This is a genomic window from Akkermansia sp. BCRC 18949 (genome assembly GCF_045011645.1).
Lineage (GTDB): Bacteria > Verrucomicrobiota > Verrucomicrobiia > Verrucomicrobiales > Akkermansiaceae > Akkermansia > Akkermansia massiliensis.
The window spans coordinates 675,399-700,669 of record NZ_CP123619.1; the positions used below are offsets into that span (position 1 = coordinate 675,399).

12 protein-coding genes are annotated in these 25,271 nt (G+C 59.9%); 2 read left to right on the top strand and 10 right to left on the bottom strand.

Going from position 1 to position 25,271, the window contains the following annotated elements:
• Nucleotides 1-160: 160 nt before the first annotated feature.
• Entirely contained in the window at nt 161-3,814 is a 3,654-nt protein-coding gene (locus P8A25_RS02805; protein WP_215442461.1) for an autotransporter outer membrane beta-barrel domain-containing protein, read from the bottom strand.
• 472 nt (nt 3,815-4,286) lie between these two features.
• On the opposite strand from P8A25_RS02805, the gene P8A25_RS02810 reads away from it, so the two are divergent.
• On the top strand, nt 4,287-5,687 hold the full coding sequence (locus tag P8A25_RS02810) for a glutamate decarboxylase (protein WP_102721963.1): 1,401 nt from the start codon (nt 4,287-4,289) through the stop codon (nt 5,685-5,687).
• Between the two features lie 790 nt (nt 5,688-6,477).
• Here P8A25_RS02810 and P8A25_RS02815 read toward each other — a convergent pair.
• From P8A25_RS02815 to P8A25_RS02855, 9 genes are all read right to left on the bottom strand, one after another.
• Entirely contained in the window at nt 6,478-7,209 is a 732-nt protein-coding gene (locus P8A25_RS02815) for an N-acetylmuramoyl-L-alanine amidase family protein (RefSeq protein ID WP_022396581.1), read from the bottom strand.
• A 147-nt stretch (nt 7,210-7,356) separates the two neighbouring features.
• Nucleotides 7,357-8,301 carry a type I phosphomannose isomerase catalytic subunit gene (locus tag P8A25_RS02820; RefSeq protein WP_102728471.1) on the bottom strand — a complete coding sequence of 315 codons (945 nt, stop codon included), beginning with the start codon at nt 8,299-8,301 and terminating at the stop codon, nt 7,357-7,359.
• A 75-nt stretch (nt 8,302-8,376) separates the two neighbouring features.
• Nucleotides 8,377-9,624: a hypothetical protein gene (locus P8A25_RS02825; RefSeq protein WP_022396583.1), complete on the bottom strand. Its 1,248-nt coding sequence runs from the start codon at nt 9,622-9,624 to the stop codon at nt 8,377-8,379.
• Nucleotides 9,625-9,734: 110 nt separating this feature from the next.
• Nucleotides 9,735-11,060 carry a Na+/H+ antiporter NhaC family protein gene (locus P8A25_RS02830; protein ID WP_102728472.1) on the bottom strand — a complete coding sequence of 442 codons (1,326 nt, stop codon included), beginning with the start codon at nt 11,058-11,060 and terminating at the stop codon, nt 9,735-9,737.
• 33 nt (nt 11,061-11,093) lie between these two features.
• Entirely contained in the window at nt 11,094-12,182 is a 1,089-nt protein-coding gene (locus tag P8A25_RS02835) for a GDP-L-fucose synthase (RefSeq protein ID WP_215442463.1), read from the bottom strand.
• 1 nt (nt 12,183) lies between these two features.
• Entirely contained in the window at nt 12,184-13,251 is a 1,068-nt protein-coding gene (gene gmd, locus P8A25_RS02840; protein ID WP_102721901.1) for a GDP-mannose 4,6-dehydratase, read from the bottom strand.
• Between the two features lie 151 nt (nt 13,252-13,402).
• Entirely contained in the window at nt 13,403-14,521 is a 1,119-nt protein-coding gene (carA, locus tag P8A25_RS02845) for a glutamine-hydrolyzing carbamoyl-phosphate synthase small subunit (protein ID WP_102726599.1), read from the bottom strand.
• A gap of 30 nt (nt 14,522-14,551) precedes the next feature.
• Nucleotides 14,552-17,755 (bottom strand): carbamoyl-phosphate synthase large subunit, encoded by a 3,204-nt coding sequence (carB, locus tag P8A25_RS02850; protein WP_022396588.1) that lies wholly within the window; start codon nt 17,753-17,755, stop codon nt 14,552-14,554.
• Nucleotides 17,756-18,012: 257 nt separating this feature from the next.
• The gene (locus tag P8A25_RS02855) at nt 18,013-20,148 is read right to left on the bottom strand and encodes a glutamine synthetase III (protein WP_022396589.1); all 2,136 of its coding nucleotides are present in this window, start codon (nt 20,146-20,148) and stop codon (nt 18,013-18,015) included.
• Between the two features lie 398 nt (nt 20,149-20,546).
• On the opposite strand from P8A25_RS02855, the gene gltB reads away from it, so the two are divergent.
• Entirely contained in the window at nt 20,547-24,986 is a 4,440-nt protein-coding gene (gltB, locus tag P8A25_RS02860; protein ID WP_215442464.1) for a glutamate synthase large subunit, read from the top strand.
• The last annotated feature ends 285 nt before the right edge of the window (nt 24,987-25,271 follow it).

The following is a 25,271-nucleotide window of genomic DNA, read 5'->3' on the forward strand; positions in this document are numbered from 1 at the left end:
GACGCGTGCATTTCCGGTGAAATGGCCAGTGCGTTCTTTACGCTTGTTGCTGCCGGTTTCCGGAAAAAATCGAACGGGCTGCAATCCCGGAGGAATGCAGCCCGTTGACTGGGCAGGGGGCGCAGGGCAGCGGAACGTGCCCGCTGCCGTCATGCGCGACTTAGAAGGCGTAGCTTACCCCGGCGTTGACCCGGTGGTAGGTTGACTTGCTCCTGCCTTCGAATTCATAGCCGGCGTAGGCCGTCCATTTGGGGTTGATGACGACGGTGCTGTTGTAATTGACGCGTACGGCGTTCCGGTCCGGGCGGGAACCCCTCGCGGTCCAGCTGAAATCGTTCAGCAGGCGCGTGGCCCTGGTTTCCGGGTTGTCACGCACCACGTCGGGCACGTAGCTTACGGACAGGCTGTTCACCCACAGCACGCCGTTGCTGAATTGCAGGGCCTTGCTGACGCCTACGCCCACGGGCAGGCTCAGGTTCTTCAGATTCCCGCGGTCGAAGTGCCGGGCGTCATATCCCGTTTCCGTGAAGGAATTCTGGTTGACCTGGGTGTACTCGATTCCCAGGAAGGGGGAGAGCGTCCAGCCCTTGTTCAGGCTGTGGTCCCACGTGGCCTGAAGGGTGGCGAAGCCCATTCTGTTCTGCCATTTGCCGTGGGAAGCCCCTCCGTCATAATAGGAGTCCAGCTTGTTGGTTGTCCATCCGAAGCCGGCTGTTCCGCTGATGGTCAGCATGTCCTTGGGGGCAAGCTGCTTTCTCCATGCTCCGTAAAGCAGGGCAACGTAGGAGGTCTGGTCCACTTCGCTGGGCCAGCTGCGGCTCTTGTTGGTGCCGTACAGGTTGCCGAAGGCGGCGCCCAGAATGGTGTTCGGGGTGAACCTGCGGTCCGCACCCACGGCATAGCCGCCACCGTTGTAGTCGTAGCCGTCAATGCCGTCGCGGGTGGCATGGTAGGTGAAGTCTCCCATTCCCTTGATCCAGAAGTTATTCTTCGGACCCATCAGGAACCGGGTGATGCCCACCTGGCCCAGAGCGGCATTGGAAACGGACTTCATGTTGGAAGCGGAGCTCCACATGGAGTTGCCGATGTCCGCCCCGTCCAGTTCCGGGAGAATCTCTTCAATGCCGGCGGTGGGGTTCCAGACGGCGTACAGATGGTCGTTGATTCCGTCTCCGTCCAGGTCTTCCCATTCCTTGGTCCAGTACCCTTCGTAGGTATAGGGGGAGTTGACCGTATTGGTTCCGGTGGCTGTGGAATAGATGTCGTCAAAATCCCCGGAAGTTCCGGGAATGGCCGCTTCCCCGATGGCTATGGCCAGGAAGCGCTGCTTCTCGGCCCATCTCTTGTGGGCGTAATCCTCCAGGGAATCCGCTACTCCCATGGAGCCGCCCATGGTGTGGCTGTTGGCTTGCTCAATGCTGAGTCCGGAGCTGTAATCGTCCATGAAGGGGCGGAAGTCAAAGATGACGCCCTTGCTGATGTCGATCGTGTCCGCATGGAAGGCGGCGCCCCTTCCGGTTCTCAGGGTCACGCCGGATTCAATGGTGATGTTCCTGCTGTTCACGGAACTGTTTCCCGTGATTTCCAGAACGCCCTTGTTCACAGTGAAGGATGAGTCTTTGGTGAGGTCCTTGTTGCCGTATGTCACACCGTCTTCCAGAATCAGGGTACCATCGTACAAGGTGGTTTTTCCGCTGACATTGAAGTACTTGGACTCCGCCAGCCGGTTTTGCCAGTCGGCTTCCGTTTCTCCGGCGGCCTGGGTGATCAGCTTGTCCGCCTCCGCTCCGGAAAAGCGGATGGTTCCGGTGAATTCCGGAGCCGTTCCGTTGTAAGGAGTGGTATCCACTCCTTCGGACTTGTTGAAGTCATAGACAATGTTGTCATACTCCACTCCGTCGCCTTCATTCCGGAAGGGGTCGTAGAAGGTGACCGTCCTTCCTTCCTGCGCGCGGAGCACCACGCTGTCCATGGAAGCGCTTCCGTTGGTTCCAAACACCAGGGAGTTCAGAATAGGGTTGGCCCCTCCGCGTTTTTCCGTGTTGCCTTTCACGATGATGTCCCCCTGGTCAGCGGAAAAGACGGCATCCTTGTAATAGAGGAGCATGGCTCCCGCAACACCGTCCACAGAGTTGTTCTCAATAAGCACGCCGCCGCGGTTGTTGATGAACTCCAGGCCGTTGGCCCCCTGAAGTGCTCCAACGTCCCATTTGGCCGAGTTGCCGGAGATGGTGACCTTCCCCGTATTGACGAAGGATGTTTTCCCATCCACCAGGAGGGCGCCATAACCGTAGTCCGTGGATTTGTTGCCGGAAATGGAGATGTCTCCCGTGTTGGCAAAGGACAGGTTCCCGTGGAACTGCCCCACGCCGTAGTGCCAGCCCGCCGTATTATTGTCCATGGAGATGTTTCCGGTCCGGGTGAACGAGGTATTACCGGTCACCTCAATGGCGCCGTTGTACTGGTCCGCGCTGTTTCCGGAAAGGGAAATGTTCCCTGCATCCGTCACGCTGAACGTTCCGTAAAAGCGCAGGGCTCCGTTGGAACCCTTGGTGGAGTTTCCTTCCACGGTGATGTCCCCATTGTTGCTGAACGTGGTATTGCCGAAGACGGCTACACCTCCCATTTGATTGTCCGAGCTGTTTCCTGAAATGGTGATGTTTCCCGTATTGGTGACGTTCCAGTCCTTGCTGATCCAGCCTACGGCATACGTCTTGTCCGCGTGGTTGCCGATGAAGGTGATGGAGCCGATGTTATTGAGGTTGAAGTTTCCGCTGACGCCGAATGCCCCGGCGCTGTTGCTGGCCTGGTTGCCTTCAAAGCGCAGGTCTCCGCCGATGTTGGAGATGTCCAGGTCTTGGCCGCTGTATACTGCGCCGAAGTTGCCGTTCCAGTCGGAGGCCAGTTCCCCGGCGTCCGCCCGGTTGTTCCTGAAAATCACGTCTCCGGTGACGCCGGCTATCTTCATGCCGCCTCCGGTATTATCGTAGCCGTCTACGGCGCCTGCATAAGCGTAAATGGCGCCGGCTATCCATGCGGAATTGTTTTCAAAGGTCATGTTTCCGGTAACGTTCTGGAACGTCAGCGCATATTCCCCGGCGGGAATGTAAGCCTTGGTTGCCGTAGAAGTGGAATCATGCGCGCCTGCATAAATGGCGCCCCCGATGTTGGAGTGGGCGCTCGTGGGCGAGTGTCCGGTGGAGTTTCCGCTGAACAGGATGGACTTGGTATTTTCAAAGTCGATCTTTCCCCACGTGAACAGGGCCCCTCCGAGGGCTTGCCCCTGCTGGCTGTCGTCACCCAGCATGTTGTTGGTGAAGGAAATATTGCCCATGTGGGAGAAGGTGATGTCACCCCTTGCGTTCACGGCGCCCCCGGCATTCGTATCCGCATTCACGATGGATTTGCAGTTGTTGAAGGAAAGGTCGCCCATGTCCGTGAAGGTGAGCGTTTCTCCGCGGATGGCGCCTCCCCCTTCGTTGTCATTGACCCAGCGGTCGCTGTGGATGGAGGAACAATCGTCAAAGCTCATGGACATTCCCGTGCCGGTAAATGTCATGACGGACTCGCTGGCGGGCCGGGTGTGGTCTGCCAGCTGATTGAAGAAGACGCTGCCTGCGAAGACGGTGTCTTCCGTCCGGAATCCGGAAAAGCTCAGGTCCTCCTTCAAGGTGTAAGTGATGCTGTCCTGCGTCTCCTGGCGCGTGACAACGGTGCCCTGATAGAGGTCTTCAGCCTGTTGGGCTGTTCCCGTCTGCGCCAGGGAGGCTGTCATCAGGAGAAGGATGGCGGATACTGCAAATTTTGGTTTCATTAGTATGCGGTAAGGTTCTTTGTTAGGTACCAGACCTGAGCCGTCTTTTGCCCGGGCGCCCGGGTGGGGGCTTTTGCGCGCGCTGGCACCGGTGTCTGGAAACTATAAGAGTCTTTTGAGCGCGTTTTTTCTCAACGGATGTCATGCTGTGCGCAAGGCTCTTCTAACATATTATTCCGCTTGGCCGTTGAAGCTGAAAATGTCCGGGCCCCTCATCTGTGAAAATATGGCCTGTGTCATACATAGGGTGTTTTATGAGTGTAGGTCAGGAAATATAACAAATTTTGTAATTTAATGATTTTTAGTAACGCATGGATAATAAAATAAAGCTTGTTCCTGTATTTTTGTAGAAAAGTTATGCGGGGGTGAATGACAATAGAAATATGAACACTTTTGTTCGTAGAAGCTTCTATCCTTCATGCGGGCGGTCTTTCACGGCTGGCCCGGAAATGATGAAACAATAGATACCGTCATGTTTGATCCAAATCAAAAACCCGATACAGCCCGGGCAGAAAATTCCATTTTCGGCTCTCCGGAAGCAGACAACCTACTGCCCAAGGATCAGTTCCCGGATTACGCCATGCGTGCGGAGGACGCCTTCCAGTTGGTGTCCGATGAATTGATGCTGGACGGCAATGCCCGCCAGAACCTTGCCACCTTCTGCCAGACGTGGGATGAAAAGCAGGTCAGGATGCTGATGAATATCAGCATTAACAAGAATATGATCGACAAGGATGAATATCCCCAGACAGCCGCTATTGAAATGCGCTGTGCTGCCATCATTGCCAACCTTTGGAACGCCAGCCAGGATGAAAAACCCATCGGCTGTTCCACCATCGGTTCCAGTGAAGCGTGCATGCTCGGGGGTATGGCCGCCCTGTGGCGCTGGAGAGCCCGCCAGAAAGCTGCCGGCAAACCCACTGACAAGCCCAACCTGGTATGCGGGCCCGTCCAGATCTGCTGGCACAAGTTCTGCCGCTACTGGGATATTGAAATGCGTGAAATCCCCATGTCACCCGGAAAATGGAAGATGGATGTGGACAGCATGCTGGAACAGATTGACGAAAACACCATCGTGGTGGTTCCCACGTTTGGCGTGACCTACACGGGCGCTTATGAACTGCCTGCGGAAATTGCCAAGGCTCTGGACGATTACGAAGACAGGACCGGCATCAGTGTGGACATCCACGTGGACGGCGCTAGCGGCGGTTTCCTGGCCCCGTTCTGCGCTCCGGACATTGTCTTTGACTTCCGCATTCCCCGCGTCAAGTCCATCAGCGCTTCCGGCCACAAATACGGCCTGGCTCCGCTCGGAGTGGGCTGGGTGGTATGGAGAGACATCGCCGACCTGCCTGAAGGGTTGATCTTCAACGTCAACTATCTTGGCGGTGAAATCCCCAACTTCGCCATTAACTTCTCACGGCCGGCCGGACAGATCATCTGCCAGTATTATGACTTCATCCGTCTGGGCAAGGAAGGGTATACCAACATCCATACCCAGGCCTATGAAGTGGCCAAGTACATTTCAGATGAGGTTTCCAAGCTGGGGCCGTACGAATTCATTTGCACGGGCGATCCGGAAAAGGGCATTCCCGCCGTCTGTTTCTTCATCAAGGACGGAGCCAAGACGAACTATACCCTCTTCGACCTCTCGGACAAGCTGAGAACCCGCGGCTGGCAGGTGCCCGCTTTCACCCTCCCTGCCAATTGCCAGGATACGGTGGTAATGCGCGTGATGGTCCGCCAGGGCTTCACCAAGGACTTGGCAGACCTGTTCCTGGAAGACTTCAAGCGCATGGTTGATTTCTTCGAGAAACACCCGGTCACTTCTCCGATGACTGCGGAAGAAGGCACGGCCTTCCACCACTCCTGATGGAAGCTCCGCAGAATAATTTTTGTTGGATGAATAAGTGTGTGTAAGCGCAGCTCCGCAGTTGTCAAGGTTTGTGCGTGGACCTGGCGGCTGCGGAGTTTTTTTATGCTCCGGCGGCTGCGCCGCGGATGGCGGAAGCGTGATGGAGGCTTCTGTTGCGGATGAACGCGGACTGCTCCGGAACTGTTTCCGAAAGGGGCTTTGTGAGACCTGGCGGACTTTTCCGTTCCCCCTCCGGAATTCGCGGAATGCCGTTTTTCCAAGTTGCTTCGTGAAATCCTGCGCGTTCCCCGTCTTCTTATAAAAAACCGGGCATTTTGTTATTCCTGCGTCTTCCGTTTCGTTTGGGAAAAGGCATGCTTCCGCAAGGTTCCTTGCATCATTCTTTCGGAAGGGTGGGGGGGGTAGCGCGGGCTACGGATAAATGCGGGGTCCACCTGTTTGAGGCGCCATCTTTACTTGGTGAAAGATTGCTGCGTTTCAAAGCCTGGCGCGTTGCCGCCATGTCCGGACAGGCGGGATTGATAAAAACCGTCCTGTTTTTTCATGCCGCCGGGTTGCAGACCCTGCGGAGATTACCGGAAGGGGACGGCGCGGAGGCTGTTGATTCCCTGATCCGCTTACATGATGCCGCGTCGCGGACGCATTGCCGGCTGGCAGCGAATGATGGATTCAAAAAAGCTGTGCCCGCCGCTTTAACACGATCGGCAAAAAGCAAGGGAACAACCCCGGTCAGGAGTCTTCCATCCATCCTCACATCCGGAATGCAGCGGGAGGCGTGGAATGGCGCTTAGCTGATGCAGCGGTAATAATAATCCACGCGGGAAATGAACCAGGACCATTTGAAACCGGGCTTGCCGTTGTCCAGCAGCAGGTGGGGGCAGCGTTTTCCGGTCCAGTAGTAATGCGGCACGACGTTCCGCAGGGGAATATCGTGGGCGTACATGTTGTAGGCGGCCAGCTTGGCGGCGCGGTCAAAGGTCTTGACGATGCTCTGTCCCCGCTTTTCGCACATTTCAATGCCGATGGAATACATGTCCCCGGGGCCGCCCCGGTCCGCATGGCGTCCCGTTTCATTCAGGGGGATGTGCTGCATGGCTACATACGGATCCACCGTGTAGTGCCAGTTGCAGCGCAGGGCTCCGTTATTCAGCGCGCGCGCGTGCTGCATGGCGTCTGCGGAAGGGTTTTCCGTGTTGTGCATGGTGATGAAGCGCGGCTTCATCCGGGAAGAGCGCTGCCGGAGAGGGGAAGAGCGGGGCATGAACATAGGCCGGACGTTGCATTCCGCCAGCAGCTGCCGTGGAGAGCGCTTCACCACGGGGACACCGGAGGGCTTGAAGGAAATCATGGGCGCCATTCCGGCTTTGCCGGAGGGTTCCGAACAACTGGTCAGGGCCAGCAGGGCGGCGGCTTCCAGCAGGAAGGTTCTGCGGTCCATGCCCTGGACTTTCTCCAGCATGGGCTGGAGCTGTCCGGAAACACGGGCAAGATAAGTGGCGATGGTGGAAATATTGCTCATACGGCGGCCGGGAGGTGAGGGATTTACAGCACGGATGCGGGAAAAGTTTAGTTCACGCTAAGATTCACCTTTCTTCTTTGCAACGAAAAAGTGTGAAAGCTTTAGCTTTGTGCCGAATTCTTCACGCTTTTTGTCATATTGGGCCGTTCAAACCGTTGTTGAGAGCAAAACGGTATCCGGTTCCACGGCGGTGACGGCGTCCGCATTTGCCGGAGACAGGATGAATTCCCCCTGCCGCGCCGTTTTCCCGTCCCAGGACACGGAGCCGCGGAGAACCGTGAAGATGGCGAAGCGGGAGGCGTCCGGCTGGGTGAATCGTTCTCCCTGGTCCAGCCGATATTCCTCCGTGGTGAAATGCGGCATTTCCGTCAGGTAGCCGGGCTGCCGGCAGAGCTCCCGGAATTCCGCGATGGAATCCAGCGCCTGTTCCATGTGCAGTTCCCGTCCCTGTCCGGAAGCGTCTGTCCGGTTCCAGTCGTAAAGGCGGTAGGTGGTGTCGCTGTTCTGCTGGATCTCCGCAATGAGGTGCCCGGCGCCGATGGCGTGAACCAGGCCGGCGGGAATGTAAAGATGTTCCCCCTTTTCCAGATGGGTGGAGCGTATCAGTTGCTCCATTTGGCCCGTTTCCGCCGCCCGGCGGATGTCCGAGAGCGTAGCGGTTTCTTCCATTCCTCCGTAAATCAGGGCATCCGGGTCCGCGTGCAGCACGTACCATACCTCGTTTTTAACCTCTCCCCGCCGTGCTGCCGCCGTGCATTCCGGGGGATGCACCTGGACGGAAAGATTCTCACGGGCGTCCAGAATTTTGCAGAGCAGGGGAAAACGCGGAAAACGTTCGTAGCCGGGCCCGAAGAGTTCTTCCCGCCGTTCTTCCCATAGCTGGTGCAGGGGCATTCCTTCCCATTCGCCTTCCCTCACCGTGCTCATGGCTTCCGGACGGTCGCTGATTTCCCAGGCTTCCCCGTAGGCCGTTTCCCGGTTGGGCAGTTCCCGGCCCAGCATGGTTCTCATGTGCTGGCCGCCCCAGATGCGCGGCTGATAGATGGAATGGAATCGAAAAGGCTGCATCGTAATAACGGGAGCGTAGGCCATCTTTTACGGCCGGGCAAGTAAAATGCCCGCAGGAGGCCTGCGGGCATGAAGAGAGGGAAATCGGGAAGTTTCCGGTTATTTGATGGATTCCCATACGATGCCGATCTCATCAAACGGCACATATTCCTTGTTCTTGTCCGGTTTCGGCACACCGTAGTTGGTCCGGAACAGGGGCAGGATGGGCGCTCCCGTCTTGGGATCCTTGCTCATGGGTGCCATTCCCACTTCCTCCAGCAGCAGGGTCATGCCGAATTCGCCGCCGGGACCTTCGCTGACCAGGATTTCAATGGGGTACACCTTGCCTTGCTCCACCGTGAACTGCTTGCCGGCGGCTACGCCGCGCATGGTGTTGTTCCAGTGGCCGGAGGGGCCGTATTTGTAGAACGTGACGGGGGGGACGTTGATGCCCGCGTCCTTGAGTTCCTTCTTCAGGTCGTCGTTGCCGGGCTTGCCTTCCATGGCATCAAGCCATTTGGCGTTGTTCGCCGTCATTTTCCCCAGGGAGGCGGATTCCCAGCCGTAGTCGAATACATTCTGGTTGTTGAACCGCACTACCAGGTAGTCGTCTCCCAGCCCCACGAAGCGGAACGTGCCGGATTTGGGAGCGCGCACTTTGCCCCGGTAAATGGCAAGCCACTGGCTGGGTTTCACCTTGTCGTCGCATCCGTAGGCCTTGGGCGCGTCTTTGGCGGGAGTTCTGGGAATGTAGAACTGGGCGGCGTACAATTGCTGCGGCGCCTTGTAAAAACGATTCAGCTCCGACTCATTCCAGCCTTTGTTGACAAAGCGGGAAAGAAAGGCGCGGTACTGGTCCATCGTCATGTTGGTGGGCCGTCCGCCGGGCGTCTGCTTGGTATCGTAAAAGGTGCCTACCAGCGTACTTCCGGAGGGCTGGGACGTGCCGAAGGCGGAGGTGGCGTCACCCAGGTCGGGGCCGAAGCCGTCTCCCATGCCCAGGGCGGTTCCTTCTTCCAGCATGACGGGTTCGTCCGGCGGGTCAATGTCGATCTTGGGGAGGCTGACCGGGGCTGCCGCCGCGGCTACCACGACTTTGACGGGAGTTTCCGCATGGGAGGAAGAGGAGGTTTCCCTCTGCACTTCCGGCGGCGGAGGCGTATCCGACGGAGGAGCTTCGTCCGGCGTGATGTAGCCGACGACCTTGGGTTCTTCCGGGGGGGCGATGATGATGGTCAGGGAGTAGAGAATGGCTCCCGCCAGGACGACGGAGAGAATGGATGTCGCCAATGCGGCAATGTAATTTTTCCGCCTTTCCTTGCGCAGGGTTTCCACTGCGTCTTCTGTGGGTTCTATATGAAGGCTCATGCATGTATGATAACATAGGAGCCCCATATGTTGAGTAACATGAGGATAACAAGGATAACATGTCGGTAACAAAAAGGGCGTCTTTGACGCCTCTTCTTCCTTATGGCTTCTCAGCTTTTCCTGCGCTTTCCCGTTTTTCCGGGAGCCAGTGCGATGGCAAGAATGGAACAGACGCCCAGAATCAGGGGGTAATACAGGTATTCCATGATCAGCAGGGGGGAAACCTGGGCGATTCCGGCGGCCATGAGCATCTGGGCCCCGTAGGGAATGACGCCCTGGACCAGGCAGGAAAAGGTGTCCAGAATACTGGCGCTGCGCCTGGGCGCGATATGGAATTTATCGCTGATCTCCTTCGCGATGGGACCCACCGTAATGATGGCGATCGTGTTGTTGGCGGTGCAGAGATTGGCCAGGGAGACCAGGCCGGCGATGCTGAATTCCGCGCCGCGCCTGCTCCGGATGTGGGCCGTGATTTTTCCGATGATGTACGCAATGCCGCCGTTGAAGCGGATCAACGCCAGCACGCCGCCGGCCAGCAGGGTGACGATGATCAGCTCCCCCATGCCGGTCATGCCGCTGCCCATGGCGCGGAACCAGGCCATGAAGGAAAAATACCCCATGCCTACTCCGACAAGTCCCGTGGCGAGCAGCCCCAGCGTCAGAACGGCCATCACGTGGACTCCGGCCAGCGCCGTCACCAGAACCAGCAGGTAGGGGAACACCTTCATCCATTCAATGGGAGCGTCCGCCATGGAGGGGGACTGCACGTTCCATCCGAGCAGGGTGTAGCAGGCCAGGGCCAGCAGCGCGGCGGGAAGCACCACCTTCACGTTAGCCCGGAATTTGTCCCGCATGGCGCAGCCCTGCGTGCGGGTGGCGGCGATCGTGGTGTCTGAAATGAAGGAAAGGTTGTCTCCAAAAAACGCTCCGCCCACCACAATGGCCGTCATCATGCCGGTGCTGACCTGCGTGGCGTGCGCCAGCCCCGTGGCTACGGGAGCAAGCGCCACAATGGTGCCCACGGAAGTGCCCACGGAAAGGGAGATGAAGCAGGATGCGATGAAGACGCTGGCAAGCAGCAGATTGTCCGGCAGGAGGCGCAGCGTGAGCTGCACGGTGGCGTCAATTGCCCCCATGTCCCTGGCGGACTGGGCGAATGCGCCCGCCAGCACGAAAATCCAGATCATCATCAGGATATTCCGGTTGGCTACGCCGGAGGAAAACAGGTCCACCCGTTCCGCCATGCTTTTCCCGCGGGTGATGAGCACGGCCCAGACTGCCGCCGCCGTAAAGGCCACCGTCACCGGAACGGCGTAAAAATCCTGTACGGCTACGGAGATGACCAGGTAAAGCAGGAAGAAAACCAGCAGGGGGCTCAGCGCCCACAGGCTGGGTTTGACGGGCGCCGTATCCTGGCTGTCTGGAAAATGGGTCATGGGGAGTGCGTGCTGCCGGAGATGCTGGGCGGCTTAGTTTCCGGCGGCTTCCGCCTGGTCCAGATACCACCGGTAGATGCGCTCCACGCCTTCTTCCAGATCCACCCGGTGTTTCCAGCCCAGGGAATGCAGCTTGGAAACGTCCGTCAGCTTGCGCATGGTGCCGTCCGGCTTGTCCGCGTTGAATACCAGTTCTCCCCGGTAGCCTTCCGTGGCGGCTATCAGGCGCGCCAGATCGCCGATGGAGATTTCCTTTCCGGTGCCGATGTTGATATGGCAGTTCCGCACCTCCCGGTCTTCCCCTTTCAGCTGGCTGAAATCCACCTGTTCCATCACGTGGACGCAGGCATCCGCCATGTCTTCGCTCCACAGGAATTCGCGCAGGGGCGTGCCCGTTCCCCACAGTTCCACGGAACCGGGGGTGATGCCGTATTTGGCCAGCGCGGCCAGGATGGCTTCTTCCGGCGCCGTTCCGTCCACCTGTTCCACAGGCCGCGCGTCCAGGTCTTTCCGGACGGCGTCCCAGTCCCCTTCCATCAGGCGCTTGGCCAGGTGAATCTTGCGCACCATGGCGGGCAGCACGTGGCTGTTCTCCAGGTGGAAGTTGTCATTGGGGCCGTACAGGTTCGTAGGCATCACGGCGATGTAGTTGGTGCCGTACTGGAGGTTGAAGCTCTCGCACATTTTCAGGCCTGCGATTTTGGCGATGGCGTAGGGCTCGTTGGTGTATTCCAGCGGGGAGGTGAGCAGGGCGCTCTCCTTCATGGGCTGGGGTGCCTCTCGCGGATAGATGCAGGTGCTCCCCAGGAAGAGGAGCTTGGATACGCCGTGCCGGAAACTTTCCCCGATGACGTTCTGCTGGATCTGGAGGTTGCGGAAGATAAAGTCCGCCCGGTACCGTGAGTTGGCGATAATGCCGCCCACGAACGCCGCCGCCAGAAAGACGTATTCCGGCTTTTCCCGGTCAAAGAATTCCCGCACGGCCGCCGGGTCCTCCAGGTCCAGTTCCCGGTGCGTCCGTCCGATCAGGTTGGAATAACCCCTGTCTTCCAGGGATTTCCAGATGGCCGAGCCCACGAGGCCGCGGTGTCCGGCCACGAATATTCTGCTGTTTTTTTCCATCTCAGGAATTGACGGGATTTTTGACGTATTCCATGTCGTGGCGGACCATGATGCGCACGAGTTCCTCAAACGGGGTGGAGGTGGGGTTCCAGCCGAGGAGGGTTCTGGCCTTGGTGGGGTCTCCCAGCAGTTGTTCCACCTCGGAGGGGCGGAAGTACTTGGGATCCACTTCCACCAGGATATGGCCCGTCTTCTTGTCGCGCCCGCGTTCTTCCACGCCTTCGCCTTCCCATTCCAGCTCAATTCCGGCTTCACGGAAGGCCAGCGTGCAGAATTCCCGTACCGTGTGCATTTCCCCGGTGGCGATGACGAAGTCTTCCGGCTTGTCGTGCTGGAGAATCAGCCACATGCACTCCACGTAATCCTTCGCGTAGCCCCAGTCGCGCAGGGCGTTCAGGTTGCCCAGGTAAAGCTTGTCCTGCATGCCCTGGGCGATGCGGGCCGCCGCCAGCGTGATCTTGCGGGTGACGAAGTTTTCCCCGCGGCGTTCGCTCTCGTGGTTGAACAGGATGCCGTTGACGGCGAACATGCCGTAGGATTCGCGGTAATTCTTGGTGATCCAGAAGCCGTATTGCTTGGCTACGCCGTAGGGGGAGCGGGGATAGAACGGCGTGGTTTCCTTCTGGGGAACTTCCTGCACCAGCCCGAAGAGTTCGGACGTGGAAGCTTGGTAAATGCGGCATTTCTTTTCCATGCCCAGGATGCGGACGGCCTCCAGCATGCGGAGGGTGCCCACGGCGTCCGTTTCCGCCGTGTATTCCGGCACGTCAAAGCTGACCTTCACATGGCTCTGGGCCGCCAGGTTGTAGATTTCATCCGGCTGCACGGTCTGGATGATGCGGATCAGGGAGCTGGAATCCGTCATGTCGCCATAGTGGAGGTTGATCAGCCGGTTTTTCTTCATGTCCCGCACCCACTCGTCCAGGTAAAGATGCTCGATGCGGCCCGTGTTGAAGGAAGAGGAGCGGCGCAGGATGCCGTGTACTTCATAGCCCTTGTCAATCAGGAACTCTGCGAGAAAAGAACCGTCCTGTCCCGTGATGCCGGAGATTAATGCGATTTTGCTCATGTGGTGTGTAGATGGTTTGTTGGTTGGGGAGGTTGATGAATGAAAGGAAAAACCTCCGCCGGAGCCGCAATTCATGTGCCCGGGCATAAATAGCGCATTTTTCCCAGGGAGGCGAGGAAAATGCTCCGCCGCAGGAAGGGGGCCGTTTCCGTCAGCGGGCGGTTTGCCGTTTGCTGGCCGCAATCATCTGCTTGAAGTCCCGGAACAGGTACTGGGGGTCTCTGGGGCCGGGGGCGGCTTCCGGGTGGTACTGCACGCTGAAAACGGGGAGCGTTTTGTGGGCGATGCCCTCCACGGTATTGTCATTCAGGTTCATCAGCGTGATTTCCACGTCGTCCGGCACGGTGTCCGGATCCACGGCAAAACCGTGGTTCTGGGACGTGATGCTGATTTTACCCGTGCGGAGGTCCTTCACCGGATGGTTGGCGCCGCGGTGGCCGAACTTCAGCTTGAAGGTCTTCGCCCCCAGCGCGTGGGAAATGATCTGGTGCCCCAGGCAGATGCCGAACATGGGAACCTTCCCGATCAGGGCGGCTACTTCACGGTGGATGTCCGTCAGCGTGGCGGGGTCCCCCGGACCGTTGGAAAGAAAAACGCCGTCCGGCTTCATGCCAAGCACTTCCTCCGCCGTCGTGTGGGCGGGAACCACGGTCACACGGAAGCCGTTTTCCCTCAGTTGGCGCAGGATGTTGTACTTGATGCCGAAGTCGAAGGCCACGATGTCGTACTCCGTGGGGGGCAGTACCCCTTCCGTCACCAGCGCGTCCACTTCCTCCGGGGTCATGGGATGGGAGCCGATCTTGTCCACGATGTTGCAGCCTTCCATGGAGGGGGCCTTTCTGGCGGCTTCCACGGCTTCCTCCGGCGTCAGCTCCGTGGTGAGGCAGGCGCGCATGGCGCCCGCGGAGCGCAGGTGCTTGGCAATCTTGCGGGTGTCCACCCCCTCAATGCCGATCACGCCCTGCTTTTCCAGCCACGGGCCCAGGGCTTCCGTGGCGCGCCAGTTGGAAGGAACCTTCGCCAGCTCCGCCACCACGAAGCCGCTGACCTGCGCCTTGCCGGACTCGTAATCTTCCGGGTTGACGCCGTAATTGCCGATCAGGGGGTAGGTCATCGTGACAATCTGGCCGCTGTAGGACGGGTCCGTCAGGACTTCCTGGTAGCCGGTCATGGACGTGTTGAAGCAGGCTTCCCCCACTTCCGTGCCCGTGGCTCCGAAGTGCGAACCGATGAAGACGCTTCCGTCTTCCAGTGCGAGAATGGCTCTCATGATGATATAAAAATGCTGTTTGGTATGGGGTTAAACGGTCTGGGCATGGTATTCCTGGATGGTGCACACCTGGAGGTTCCTGTTCTTCAGCGCCTCAATGGCGTTCACGCAGGCCTGTGCGGAGGCCAGGTTCGTGCAGTAGGAGGTTTTGGCGGCGATGGCGGAGGAACGGATGATGATGTCGTCCGCCCGCGCGTCGTGGGAGCCGGGCGTGTTGATGATGAAATCGATGTCCCCGTTCTTGATGTGGTCCACGATGTTCGGGCGGCGCGCCTCGTTCACCTTGTACGCGCGTTCGCATTCGATGTCGTGCTGGAGCAGGTGGATCATCGTGCCGCGCGTGGCGCACAGCGTGAAGCCCATGTCCGCCAGCTGGCGGGCCATGTGGAGCACGCGCTCCTTGTCCCGGTCATTCACGGAGATGAAAACCTTGCCTTCCGTCGGCAGGGGATTGAATGCGCTGATCTGGGATTTGGCGAAGGCGATGTCCGGGTCCGGGTCGATGCCCATCACCTCCCCGGTGGATTTCATCTCCGGCCCCAGCACCACGTCGATACCCGGGAAGCGGCCCCAGGGGAAGACGGCCTCCTTCACGCAGTGGTATTCCGGCGTGATTTCCCGGGTAAAGCCCAGCTCCTCCAGCGTCTTGCCGGCCATGACCTGCGCGGCCAGCTTGGCGAGGGGCCTGCCGATGGCCTTGGAGACGAACGGAACGGTGCGGGAGGCGCGCGGATTCACTTCAATGACGTAAAGCTGTTCGTCCTTCACGGCGAACTGGATGTTCATCAGCCCGCAGACGTTCAGCCGCCGTGCCAGCTCCTTGGAGGCGCGCGTGATTTCCTTGTGCATTTTCATGGAAATGCCCATGGCGGGAATCATGCTGGCGGAATCCCCGGAGTGGATGCCCGCGGGCTCCACGTGCTGCATGATGGCGCCGATGACGGCCCGCTCCCGGTCCGCGATGACGTCCACGTCAATCTCCACGGCGTTTTCCAGAAAGCGGTCGATCAGCACGGGGCGTTCCTCGGAGGCCTCCACGGCTTCGTTCATGTACCGGCGCAGCTCCTGCTCCTCGTACACGATGATCATGCCGCGGCCGCCCAGCACGAAGGAGGGGCGCAGCAGCACCGGATAGCCGATGCGGGCGGCAATAGCGGCGGCGTCCTCCACGTTGGTAGCCGTCCCCGCGTCCGCCTGCTTCAGCCCCAGCTCCCTCAGCAGGGCGGAGAAATGTTCGCGGTCTTCCGCCAGGTCAATGGCCTTCGGGCTGGTGCCGATGACGGGCACGCCGTGGGCTTCCAGGGCGTTGGCCAGGTTCAGCGGCGTCTGGCCGCCGAACTGGACGATGACGCCGTCCGGCTTCTCCTGCTCGCAGATGTGGAGCACGTCTTCCAGCGTCAGGGGTTCAAAGAAAAGCTTGTCGGAGGAATCGTAGTCCGTGGAGACGGTCTCAGGGTTGGAATTCACGATGATGGTTTCATACCCCATTTCCCGCAGGGCCATGGAGGCGTGCACGCAGCAGTAGTCGAACTCGATGCCCTGGCCGATGCGGTTCGGGCCGCCTCCCAGGATGAGGATCTTCTTCCGGCCCGTGTCGCGCGCCTCGTTTTCATCCCCGTACGTGGAATAAAAGTAAGGCGTGTATGCCTCAAACTCCGCGGCGCAGGTGTCCACCAGGCGGTAGCCGGGCACGATGCCCTGTTCGCGGCGTTCTTTCCGGATGCTTTCCTCCGTAGTTCCGCGGGCCAGGGCGATCTGCCTGTCGGAAAAGCCCAGCTTCTTGGCTTCCCGCAGGTCCAGCGCGTCCAGGCGGTCGCCCGCCTTCGCCAGGTCCCGCATCTGGGCCAGGAACCAGGGGTCAATCTGGGTGAGCTGGTGCACCTCGTCCAGGGAAAAGCCGCTGCTGAACGCCGTCTGAATCCAGAAAATGCGTTCCGCCGTGGGGACGGCCAGCTTCCGCGTGATTTCCTCCGCGGTGGGCTTCTGCGGCGCCTTCGCGTCGAAACCCCAGCCCCAGCGGCCCGTTTCCAGGGAGCGCAGGGCCTTTTGCAGGGATTCCTTGAACGTGCGGCCTATGGCCATGGCTTCCCCCACGGATTTCATGGAGGTGGTCAGGTGCTCGTCCGCCTGCTTGAACTTTTCAAACGTGAAGCGGGGGACCTTGGTCACCACGTAGTCAATGGTGGGCTCAAAGCAGGCGGGCGTTTCCCTCGTGATGTCGTTGCGCAGTTCGTCCAGCGTGTAGCCCACGGCCAGCTTGGCGGCCAGCTTGGCGATGGGGAACCCCGTGGCCTTGGAAGCCAGAGCGGAGGAACGTGAAACGCGGGGGTTCATCTCAATGACGATCATGCGGCCGTTGGCCGGATTGATGGCGAACTGGATGTTGGAACCGCCCGTTTCCACGCCGATCTCCCGGATGACGGCGAAGGAGGCGTCCCGCATGACCTGGTATTCCCTGTCCGTCAGGGTCTGGATGGGAGCCACGGTGATGGAATCCCCGGTATGCACGCCCATCGCGTCAATGTTCTCAATGGAGCAGATCACCACGCAATTGTCCGCGCGGTCTCTCATCACTTCCATTTCAAACTCCTTCCAGCCGATGAGGGATTCCTCAATCAGGATTTCGGAAACGGGGGAGAGGTCCAGCCCGCGGGCGCAGATTTCCTCAAACTCCGTCTTGTTGTACGCCACGCCGCCGCCCATGCCGCCCAGCGTGAAGGCGGGGCGGATAATCAGGGGAAAGGTGCCTATGTCCCCGGCTACCCGGCGCGCCTCCTCCATCGTGTGGGCGATGCCGGAGCGCGGCACGTCCAGGCCGATGCGGATCATGGCCTCCTTGAACAGGTTGCGGTCCTCCCCGCGGTCAATGGCGTCCGCATGGGCGCCGATCATGCGCACGTTCTCCCTCTCCAGCACGCCGCTGCGGTGGAGCTCCATGGCGCAGTTCAGGGCCGTCTGGCCGCCCAGGGTGGGGAGCAGGGCGTCCGGCTTTTCCCGGACGATGATTTTCTCCACGAACTCCGGGGTGATCGGTTCAATGTAGGTGCGCGGGGCGGTCTCTGGGTCCGTCATGATGGTGGCGGGATTGGAGTTGACCAGCACTACTTCATAACCTTCTTCCCGGAGGGCCTTGCAGGCCTGGGTGCCGGAGTAGTCGAATTCGCAGCCCTGGCCGATGACGATCGGGCCGGAGCCGATCACGAGAATCTTTTTGATGGAGGTATCTTTAGGCATAATGGCGATGGAAGAATCCTGTGGTTCTGGACCGTGGATTTCCGCCGGGGGAATTAAGTGCCCGCAGGGCTCCGGAGGAAAGTTTTTTTACGGCCAATGACGCGGATTTTTCAGGGGTTGGTGGTCGGTGGAAAACAGTGGGAAAAAGGGCGGCCGGGACAGGGCGCGCCAAGGCCCCGGAGCCGTGCCTTTCCCTCTGCGGGCAGAGGCTTGCCCCGCAAGGGGGCCGGCAAAGCTCCGGAGCTCGTCGGTGCACCCTAATAGATGAACAGCATTTCCCGGTACTTGGGGAGAGGCCAGGACCGGTCGTTCACCAGGGTTTCTGCGGCATCGACGCTGGTTCTCAATCGGGACATCGCGGCAAGGATGTCCTCATGGCAGCTCGTGAGCGCGGTTTCCAGGGTATCCAGGTCGGACACGACGGAATCCAGGGCGCCGCCCAGCTTGTCCGCCAGCTTTTGCAGGGCGGCGGTCCCGTTGGTCCGCTTGGCGTCCAGCGCCCTGGAGAGCGCGGAAACGGTTTGCTTGTATTCGTTGCGCAGGGCAGGGAGGATGATGGTGGCCGCCATTTCCCAGGACAGGCGCCCTTCAATGCGGATGCGCCTGTGGTATTCCTCCAGGAAAATCTCAAACCGGGATTCCAGTTCCCTGCGGGAGAACACCCCGTACTTCTCGAACAGGGCCACATTCTTCTCATTCACCAGGGTGTGGAGGGCGGTCATCGTGTTTTTCAGGTTGGGAAGGCCGCGGCGTTCCGCTTCCTTCACCCATTCCTCCGAATAATTGTCTCCGTTGAAGATGATTCTCTTGTGTTCGGAAATCCTGCGCTTGAGCGTCTCCTGGAGCTGGGCCAGGAAGGTCTCCGGAGCGAAGGAGGAAAGCTCCTCCGCCAGGGAATCGAAGGCCTCCGCCACAATGGTGTTCAGGGTCATCATGGGGCCCGCGCAGGACTGGGCGGAGCCGGGGGCGCGGAACTCGAACTTGTTGCCGGTGAAGGCGAACGGGCTGGTGCGGTTGCGGTCCGTCGCGTCCCGGGGAAGGACGGGCAGCGTATCCACGCCGATCTGGAGCGTGTCGTTGCGCCTGCCGCGGCCGGATTCCCCGTTGATGATATTCTCGATCACTTCATTGAGCTGGTCGCCCAGGAAAATGGAGATAATGGCGGGAGGGGCCTCGTTCGCGCCCAGGCGGTGGTCGTTCCCGGCGCTGGCTACGGAATTGCGCAGCAGGTCGCTGTGCTTGTCCACAGCCTCGATGATGGCGGCCAGCACGGTCAGGAAAATGGCGTTCTGCTGCGGGTCCGTGCCGGGATCCAGCAGATTCTTGTCCCCGTAGGAAATGGACCAGTTGTTGTGCTTGCCGGAGCCGTTGACGCCCACGAAGGGCTTCTCGTGGAGCAGGCACACCAGCCCGTGCCTGCTGGCCTGCTGGCGCAGGATTTCCATCACCAGCATATTGTGGTCGATCGCCAGGTTCACGTCCTCAAACAAGGGGGCCAGTTCAAACTGGGCCGGGGCCACTTCATTGTGGCGCGTCTTGGCCGGAATGCCCAGCCGCCAGAGTTCCTTTTCCACATCATTCATGAAATTGAGGATGCGCGGCTTGATGGAGCCGAAATAATGGTCTTCCAGCTGCTGGTGCTTGGCGGGCGGCGCGCCGAAAAGGGTTCGGCCCGTCTGGACCAGGTCCGGGCGGTTCAGATAGAAATTCTTGTCAATCAGGAAATACTCCTGTTCCGGCCCCAGCGTGATGGTCACGCGTTCATCCGGCAGCCCGAAGCACTTCATCAGCCTCTTGACGGCGTTGCCCAATGCCTGCCGGGAGCGGAGCAGAGGGGTTTTCTTGTCCAGCGCGTCTCCCGTATAGGAACAATAGGCGGTGGGAATGCAGAGGGTGGCTCCGTTCCCGTGCCTCTTGATGAAGGCGGGGCTGGTGGGGTCCCACGCGGTGTAGCCGCGGGCCTCAAACGTGCAGCGCAGGCCGCCGGAGGGGAAGCTGGAAGCGTCCGGCTCGCTCACGATCAGGTTCTTGCCGGAAAAGCTCATGATCGGCTCCATGCCCTTGGGGTCCAGGAAGGAATCATGCTTCTCCGCCGTGGAACCCGTCATGGGCTGGAACCAGTGCGTGTAGTGAGTGGCTCCCCGTTCCAGAGCCCACTGCTTCATGGCGTGGGCTACGTCCGCGGCAATGTCCGCGTTCAGCGGCAGGCCGTCCTGGATGGTGGACAGGAGGGTTTTCGCCGTGTCCTTGGGCAGGTACTTCTTCATCACCTCCGTACTGAAAACGTCGGCGCCGTAATAATCAATGCGGACAGGAGCGCTCTCGCTCACCCCGCTCACGGGAAGGGAGGCGATGGCGCTGATGGCTTGTGTTCTTGTCGAGTCACTCATCATGGTTAACTGTTGTGTCTTTTTCTTAGCAAGAACCGTGCCAGCTTTTTGAATCAACTTGTGCCGGAGTGGGTATGGTGTTTTAAGAAGTTGCCTATAAATATATTGCAGAAATTGTAAAAGGAAGCCGTGGAAAGAAGAGGGATGAAAAAGGTGAAAGCATTAATTACAAAAATGTAAAATCACGGTAAAAGGGTAATTACGAAAATGTAAAAATATCTGCTTGGGAGAGGGAATTGTCCTTTGCCGCCGTGGGTCCTCTGTCATGCCGGAAGGCCTGTCAAATCATGTAAAACCGGGGCGGCGGCGTTCGGAAAACGGGGAGAGTGGAAGGAGTGCATAATGTTGGCACGGTTTTTGCTATAAGAAAATCAGCTTAACTCAAATAAAACAGCAAACTGATGAATAGTGATCAATTCGAGACAGGCATTCCTGCGCCGCAGGGATTGTATGACTTTGAACAGGAGAGGGACGCCTGCGGCGTGGGGCTGGTGGCGGATCTGAAGAATGAACCGAGCCACAAAATCATTGAAATGGGTGTCACCGTTCTCAAGAGGCTGATGCACCGCGGCGCCGTGGGAAGCGATCCCGATACCGGGGACGGAGCGGGCATCCTGCTGGCCCTGCCGGATGAATTCTTCCGCCTGCTCCTTCCCAACAAACTTCCCGCCAGGGGCAAATACGGAGTCGCCATGATGTTCGGCGGCTGCGGCCATGAAGAGGAACTGGAGGCCGCCGTCACGGAAAACGGCGGCAGGGTGATTGCCTGGAGAGAGGTTCCCGTGGACCGCGACAGCATCGGCGAGAACGCCCGGCGCACCTGCCCCCTGATTCGCCAGCTCTTCATCGACGGCAGCGGCTTTGCGGACCAGGCGGCACTGGAACGCAAGCTCTTCGTAATGCGCCGGGAAATGGAGCGGCGCGTGGAAGGATGCTACGTGTGCAGTTGTTCCAGCCGCAGCATCGTGTATAAGGGATTGTTCCTCGGCACGCAAATTGACGGATTTTACGAAGACCTGCGCCATGAGCGTTTCAAATCTCCGCTGGCCCTCGTCCACCAGCGCTACAGCACGAACACCTTCCCCACGTGGAGCCTGGCCCATCCCTTCCGCTACCTGGCCCACAACGGGGAAATCAACACCCTGCGCGGAAACCTGAACCATCTGAGCGTGCGGGAGCCGCACCTGTCCTCCGCCCTGCTGGGGGATGACTTGCAGAAGCTCCTGCCCCTCATTCCTCCCGGACAGAGCGATTCCGCCTGCCTGGACAACATGGTGGAACTGCTCGCCGCCGCCGGGCGCGACCTGCGCCACGCCATGCTCATGCTCATGCCGCAGGCCTGGGGCGTCAACTACCATCTGGGGCCGGACGTGCGCGGCTTCTTTGAATACCATTCCGCCCTGATGGAGCCGTGGGACGGCCCGACCGCCGTCGTCTTCTCCGACGGCGTCAACGCGGGCGCCATGCTGGACCGCAACGGCCTGCGCCCCGCCCGCTACACGCTGACCACGGACGATATTTTCATCCTGGCCTCGGAAACGGGCGTAGCGGACATTCCCGCGGAAAAAGTGGCCCGCAAGGGCCGCCTGCGCCCCGGAGAGATGATCTACTGCGACCTGGTGAACCACCGTCTGGTGTCCGATGCGGAAACCAAGAATGAAATGGCCCGGCGCATGCCCTACCGCCGCTGGGTGGAACAAAACAAGATTTCCGTCCGCTCCCTGTTCGACTCTGTCTCCGCCTCCGCGGAAATGCCGGACCTGGCGGTTCATCAGCGCCAGTTCGGCTTCACGCAGGAGGATGTGGAACTCATCCTCCGCCCGATGATGATGAAGGGCGCGGAACCCCTCGGCTCCATGGGGAACGACGCGCCGCTGGCCGTTCTCTCCGGAAAGGCGCCGCTCCTGTTCAACTACTTCAAGCAATTGTTCGCGCAGGTGACCAACCCGCCCATCGACCCCATCCGGGAGGAACTCGTCATGAGCCTGACCACGTACATAGGCAACCATCCCAACATTCTGGAGGAAACGCCGGAGCACGCCCGGCTCATCAAGATGGCGCGCCCCGTCATTACGGACGAGGAGCTCAACCGCCTCTGCAACATCCGGGAAGCCGGCTTCCCCTCCGCCAGGCTCTCCCTCCAGTTCCCGGAAGGCGGGGACGGAAAGGCTCTGCGGGAGACGCTGGACAGCCTGGCGGAATCCGCCGTGGGGCTGGTCAGGTCCGGCGTGCGCATCCTGGTGCTGACGGACCGCAACATAGGCCGCGGCTACCTTCCCGTTCCCAGCCTGCTGGCCTGCTCCGTGGTGCACCGCGCCCTGGCGGCCGCCGGACTGCGTTCCGACGTGGGCCTGATCCTGGAAACGGGGGAGGCGCGGGAAACGATGCACTTCGCCCTGTTGCTGGGTTTCGGGGCCACGGCGGTCAATCCGTACCTGGCTCTGGCGACGGTCACCTCCCTGGCCGCGCCGCAGGACTGCCCGCTGGACGTGGTGAAGGCCTCCGGCAACTATATCAACGCCATTGACAAGGGGCTGCTTAAAATCATGTCCAAGATGGGCATTTCCACCCTGCGCAGCTACCGCTCCTCCCAATTGTTCGAGGCCGTGGGGCTGAACCGGGAACTGATTGACGAATTCTTCCCCGGCACCGTCAGCCGCGTGGGCGGCATCGGGCTGGAGGAAATAGCTGCGGAATGCAACCAGCGCGCCGCGCAAAACGCCGGGAAGGAAGGCGGGCTGGATGCGGGCGGCCAGTACAAGTACAGGAAGGGCGGAGAAAACCACCTCTGGAACCCGCAGACGCTCCAGGCCTTCCGCGCCGCCGTTCGCGACAATGACGAACGGAAATACCGGGAATTTGCGGACTACAGCAACCACCAGGCGCAGCACCTCTGCACCCTGCGCGGCCTGTTTGAATTCGCTCCCGCGGACACCGTCCCGCTGGAGGAAGTGGAAAGCGCGGATTCCATCCTGCGCCGCTTCGTCTCCGGGGCCATGTCCCTGGGTTCCCTCAGCCCGGAGGCCCATGAAACCATCGCCATCGCGATGAATAAAATAGGAGCCAAAAGCAACTCCGGTGAAGGGGGCGAGGATGAAGCCCGCTACGAACCCAACGCCAGGGGCGAGGTGCGCTACAGCGCGATCAAGCAGGTGGCGAGCGGACGCTTCGGCGTGACCATCAACTATCTGCGCCACGCCTCCGAGCTCCAGATCAAGATGGCCCAGGGCGCCAAGCCCGGAGAGGGCGGCCAGCTCCCGGCGCACAAGGTGGACCCGTACATCGCCCGGCTGCGCCATTCCATGCCGAACGTCAGCCTCATCTCTCCCCCGCCGCACCATGACATCTACTCCATTGAAGACCTGGCCCAATTGATCTACGACCTGCGGAACTCCAACCCGGCCGCACGCGTCTCCGTCAAGCTCGTCTCCGAGGTGGGCATCGGCGCGGTGGCCGCCGGAGTGGTGAAGGCCCACGCGGACGTGGTTGTGGTCAGCGGCCACGACGGCGGTACGGGCGCCTCCCCGCTCACCAGCGTCAAGCACGCCGGACTGCCGTGGGAACTGGGTCTGGCGGAAACGCAGCAGACGCTTGTGCTCAACAAGCTCCGCTCCCGCGTCCGGCTCCAGGTGGACGGCCAGCTGCGCACCGGGAGGGACGTCGTCATGGCGGCCCTGCTGGGAGCGGAGGAATTCGGCTTCGGCACTGCCGTTCTGGTCGCCATCGGCTGCGCCATGCTCCGCAGGTGCCATGAAAACACGTGCCCGGTGGGCGTTGCCACGCAGGACCCGGCCCTGAGAGCCAAGTTCAGCGGCAAGCCGGAATACGTCATCAACTACCTTCGCTTCGTGGCGCAGGAAACGCGGGAAATCCTGGCTTCCTTGGGCCTCCGCTCCCTGGACGAAGCCGTCGGCAGGGCGGACCTGCTCTCCGTGAACCGCGCCATTGACTTCTACAAGGCTCAGCATCTGGACTTCTCCTCCATCCTGCATGCGGCGGAGGGGGACGGATGCAGGTTTGACCCCTCCTTTGAAAAGGAACCTCTGGACAACTACGACCGGCGCCGCCTGCTCCCGGACTTGAAGGGCCTGCTGGAAAAAGGGGAAAAGACCGAACTCTTCCGCGACGTCCGCAATGTGGACCGGACGGTGGGCACGGAGCTATCCGGAGAGCTGGTGATGAAATTCGGACCGCGCGGCCTGGCGGAGGATACGCTCACGGTGCACTTCACCGGATGCGCGGGGCAGAGCTTCGGGGCCTTTCTGGCGCCGGGCATCACCTTTGAACTCGCCGGGGAGGCGAACGACTTCGTAGGGAAGGGGCTTTCCGGGGGCAAAATCATCGTGAGGCCTCCGGAAAACATCTCCTACGCTCCGTCGGACAACGTCATTGCCGGCAACGTCATCGGCTACGGGGCCACGTCCGGCAGCATCTTCCTGCACGGGCAGGCCGGGGAGCGTTTCGCCATCCGCAACAGCGGAGCCAAGATGGTGGTGGAAGGCATAGGCGACCACGGCTGCGAATACATGACCGGGGGCCGTGTGGCGGTGCTCGGCAAGGTGGGCGTCAACTTCGCCGCGGGAATGACCGGCGGACTGGCCTACGTGTACGATGCGGACAACGACTTCGATCAGAAATGCAACCTGGGCAGCGTGGACCTGGAAACGGTCATGCCGCACTCCGCCGACGAGGCGGAACTGCTCCAGCTCATTTACGAGCACTACATGGCTACGAAAAGCCGCCGGGCCTGCGACCTGTTAAACAACTGGCCGGAGGAACGCGGCAAATTCATCAAGGTCTTCCCGGTGGAATACCGGCATGCCCTGGCCATGCATTCCTGAAAGAAGCATGCAGCAGTTTTCTGTTGTTTGGGTAAGCTGGGGGCCTCCGCGGATGCGGAGGCCCTTTTTTTATTCTTTGAAGTCTTATTGGTCTCATTGCCGGAGCGTCCGCTGACCTTTTCAAGGTAGCAGATTGGCCCTGAAAGCAGGAATGAAGTAAGTTTCTGAAATCCGATATTAAAAAATAACTTTCCATTTGGTTGACTTTGAATGATGCATCAATTATACAGAAAATATCATAAAAGGATAATGAGTGTCATATTCGGAAATTTATGCAGTGCTGTC